Source organism: Oryzihumus sp. (genome assembly GCF_036391795.1).
Classification (GTDB): Bacteria; Actinomycetota; Actinomycetes; order Actinomycetales; family Dermatophilaceae; genus Oryzihumus.
In genome coordinates, this window is record NZ_DASVZH010000086.1 from 1 (window position 1) to 2,087 (window position 2,087).

Below are 2,087 nucleotides of genomic sequence, written 5' to 3' on the forward strand. Positions count from 1 at the left end.
CCGACCCGGTCGGCCAGCGCCCCGGCCACGGGGGAGCCGACCGCGTTGGCGACGGCCAGCGCACCGGCCGAGGCGCCGCCGGCGCCGTAGCTGCCGGTCGACCCGGCGACGAGCAGGAGCGTGCCGAGCTGGCTCATCGCCAGCGGCAGGCGGCCGAGGAAGGCCACGAGGACGTAGGTGGGGCCGGACAGCGCGAACAGCTGCCGGTAGGACGTCAGGGGTGACATGGTGCGGGGGCTCCAAGGGTGCGGCGGGGCGCACGTCCTCCCACCCAACAGACGTGCACGTGACCCTGAGCTGCACAGAATTGTACCGGCGGCCGGGAGAGCCTCCGACCGCCGGTACCTTCCCCCGGACCGCTGCACCTGACCGGCCGTTGTCCGGCCGGGACGCGTTCAGGCGTCGATCCGAGTCCCCCAGAACTTCCCCGAGCCGGTCCCGACCTGCTTGTGCGTCTTCGCGTCCCAGATGGTCAGCGAGTAGGTGCCCGAGATCCGGTCACCGTCGACCTTGCCGCGGGGCCGGACCCGGATGACGAGCGCCGGGCTGCCGTTGTCGCTCGGCTCACCCGCCCAGAACGTCACGTGGAACGACGAGGCTGAGCCCGACCACGAACCGGCGCCGGGCGTGCCGACCGGGTCGATGTCGATGACCTGGAAGACCCCGCCCGCCGCGAAGGTCACCACGGCCTGGGTCTCGTCCGCCGGCGCGGGCGGGTTGTCGCGGTGGGTGATCAGCCACCCGCCGAGGAGGCCACGGGACGCGGCGTCCGCGGGGGCCGCAAGGACCACACCACCGAGGGTTGCGGCCCCGGCGGCGATGCCGGCTCCGCGAAGCATCCCCCTGCGATCCACCACGTGCTCGGCCATGACCTTCCTCCTTCGTCGAGCGGCCTGACGGGACCCACGCTTCTCCGCGCCGAAACGGCCCGGATCCACCAAAAGTGGGACGTTCCCGCTCATGCCGGGAGGCATCGGGTCACCCCCATGACGTGCTCGTCAGGAGCCGGCCAGCAGGGCGTCAGTGGCGCCCCATGTTTGGGTCAAGTCACTGAGGTCGCCGGGGGTGCTGCCGATTCTCGACCTGACGGATCCCCAGCTGTCAGGAGGGAACGATGACGCGCTTCCCCGCGGCCCGCGTGCCGGTCTGCTTCGCCGTGCTCACCCTGCTGGTGCTGGGTGGGGTGCCTGGGCGCCCTTCCGGTGTCGCCCAGGTCCCGACGGCCACCCGCCAGGCCGCTGGCCCGGCCGCTCAGCCGGCGGCGCGGCTGATGTCCGTGCGCGAGCCGGTCCTCGCCACGGCCACCGCCACCGCCTCGGCCGCCCACTACGCGTTCATCAGCCGGGCCGGCCACCCGGCCGCCCCGATCGCCCGGTGGAACCCGTGCTCCGGGCCGATCGGCTACCGGGTGAACCTGGCCAGGGCGCCGCGTGGGGCACTGGCCGACGTCCAGGGCGCCGTGGAGCGCATCTCCGCCGCCACCGGCCTGCGGTTCCGCTACCTCGGGACCACCTCGGTGGTCCCGAGCAGCACCGACAGCGGGCCGGCCTACCCGGCTGGCACGAGCATCGTCGTGGCCTGGGCGCGGCCCGGGCAGAGCCGGATGCTGCCCGAGGCCAGGTCCGGCGCCGCACGCCCGCTGGCGATGGGTGGGGGGTCGTGGGTCACGGGCCGGGTCGATGCCCGGGGGCGCGTGTGGGGCCAGTTCGTCGAGGGTGCCGTGGTGGTCGACGCAACCCAGTACCCCGAGCCGGGCTTCGGCCGCGCCCAGCGGGGCACCCGGGGCCGGATGCTGATGCACGAGCTCGGGCACGTGGTCGGGCTCGGCCACGTCGGCGACCCGGCGCAGGTCATGTACCCGGTGGACTCCGGGGCGGCGGTGTGGGGAGCCGGGGACCGGACCGGGCTGCGGGTGCTCGGCGCGGCGTCGGGCTGCCTCTACGCCCCGCGCTGAGGGCTTACCAGGGCGGTGACCCGCCGCAGCAGGGGCTGCGCCACCGCGAGCAGCAGGCTCGCCGCGGCGCAGGCAGTCCACAGCCCCGCTGGGCCGGCGGCGCTGAGCAGTGTGGTGCCCAGCAGAGGTGCGA

At 74.7% G+C, this 2,087-nt stretch carries 2 protein-coding genes and 1 pseudogene; 1 reads left to right on the top strand and 2 read right to left on the bottom strand.

From position 1 onward, the window contains the following. Both VF825_RS05015 and VF825_RS05020 read right to left on the bottom strand, forming a co-directional pair. Positions 1 to 227: pseudogene (locus VF825_RS05015) on the bottom strand (MFS transporter); the annotation flags it as partial. A 168-nt stretch (positions 228 to 395) separates the two neighbouring features. Next, positions 396 to 869, bottom strand: a complete 474-nt coding sequence (locus tag VF825_RS05020) for a hypothetical protein (RefSeq protein ID WP_331110784.1) — start codon at positions 867 to 869, stop codon at positions 396 to 398. 245 nt (positions 870 to 1,114) lie between these two features. Between VF825_RS05020 and VF825_RS05025 the strand changes: the two genes are divergently transcribed. Beyond that, a complete protein-coding gene (locus VF825_RS05025; RefSeq protein WP_331110786.1) occupies positions 1,115 to 1,954 on the top strand; it encodes a hypothetical protein in 840 nt (279 codons plus the stop codon). Positions 1,955 to 2,087: the final 133 nt, after the last annotated feature.